Raw genomic sequence first — 1678 nt, forward strand, 5'->3', positions numbered from 1 at the left:
GATCCGAGTGGGGCGCGTATGCAACTGGCCGAGGCGGCAGGAGTCGCGCGGCAGGCAACGGACCAGGTCCGCGCCACGGTCGTGGACGATGACCACGACCACGCCGCCGCCAACACGAGGCCCACGGGCGAAACCGTGGCACCACGAGTCGCCCGGCTGGTGTTGCTGGTGATCCTCGGAGCGTTCCTGGCGCAGCTGCTGCTGAACGTGTCCGCATCGGGGCTGTCGGGTCCGGCGAAGGTGGGCGCCTCAGCGGTCATCGTCACGGTCCTCGTCATGCAGCTGTACCACTCACTGGCGCGCCGGAACGCCGCTCGTCCACCTGGTTGGCCGTGGACGCTGGCCGGCCAAGTCCTCGGCGTCGCATCCTTCTGGGTCTTCGACGAGTTGACCTTGCTCGCCCTGGCTGGGTTCGCGGCGGGATCGGTGCTGCTGCTCTTTCCCGGCAGGTGGGCCTGGGCCGCGCTGGCGGCCACAGCCGGCGGCGTCGGGCTGGTCATGGCGGTCCGCAGCGGCTACGGGATTTTCGACGGCGTGTACGTGGGCGCCTCGGTGGCGGCGACCGGCCTCGCCGTCTACGCGCTGTCCCGCTTGACCGACGTTGCCGACCAGCTCGCGGTGGCCCGCCGCGACCTGGCTCGAACCGCTGTGGTTCAGGAACGGTTGCGTCTGGCCCGCGATATTCACGATCTTCTCGGGCTGGGTCTGTCGGCCGTCGCACTCAAGTGCGACCTGGCCGCGAAGTTGATCGGGCGCGACGACAATCGATCCCGCAGCGAAATAGTGCAACTGCTCGACATTGCGGCCAACGCGCTCACCGATCTCAAATCGGTGACCGGCAACGTGCAACAGCCCCTGTCATTGGGGAACGAATTGACCGCCGCCCGTGACACGTTGGCCTCTGCCGGCATCGATGTCCGTGCCGACGTGGCAATGGCACCCGTCGGGCCCGCTGTCGACGAGGTGCTGGCCACTGTGCTTCGAGAGGCGGTCACCAATGTTCTCCGGCATGCCACCGCCACCTGGTGCACCATTCGCCTGGTCCGCACCGACGACGTCGTCCGGCTTCACGTCGGCAACGACGGCGCCGGTGGACGTGGCACGAGTGGCACGGGCGGGACCGGGATCAGCAACCTCCGTGCACGCACCACAGAGCTGGGCGGGACCTTGGTCGCCGGACCGGACGGCGCGGACTGTTTCGAGTTGGCTGTTGAGTTTCCCGTGGCGCATCATCCGTGACCGCCTGGAAGCCGCTCTAAGCCAGTCATTCTCGTCGGCGATTGTCATGGTGCGTCGTCATGCCTGACCGCGGCAACGGCCGCGAGCTCGGTCCGGTTGGTCACGCCGAGTTTGCTGAAGATGTGGCTGAGATGAGCTTTGACCGTCGATCGGCTCATGTACAGCTGCGCCGCGACGTCGGGATTCGATCGTCCTTCGGCGATCAGGAGGACGATTCGCCGCTCCGTGGGTGTCAGGCTCTCCCACCCGGTGGACGGGCGGCCACCGCGAGGTCCCCACCCGCGCACGGCCGTCTCCACGACCTCGTCGAGCGGTGTGGCGTAGCCCTCGTCCCACGCTGTGTCGAAATGCTCGTCGCCGATCCGCTGTCGCAGCAGGACCAGCAGCTCTTCATGGGTGGCAACGTCGACCGGTGGTCGCGGGTATCCCAGTTCCTCCC

At 67.7% G+C, this 1678-nt stretch carries 2 protein-coding genes; one reads left to right on the plus strand and one right to left on the minus strand.

The window, feature by feature from the left end:
* Positions 1–18: 18 nt before the first annotated feature.
* Positions 19–1239: a histidine kinase gene (locus AB0M20_RS42075; protein WP_364306974.1), complete on the plus strand. Its 1221-nt coding sequence runs from the start codon at positions 19–21 to the stop codon at positions 1237–1239.
* Between the two features lie 44 nt (positions 1240–1283).
* Here AB0M20_RS42075 and AB0M20_RS42080 read toward each other — a convergent pair.
* A partial coding sequence (locus tag AB0M20_RS42080; protein ID WP_364306976.1) for a response regulator transcription factor occupies positions 1284–1678 on the minus strand: 395 nt, incomplete at its 5' end.

The sequence above is a fragment of the Actinoplanes sp. NPDC051633 genome, assembly GCF_040681735.1.
GTDB lineage: Bacteria > Actinomycetota > Actinomycetes > Mycobacteriales > Micromonosporaceae > Actinoplanes.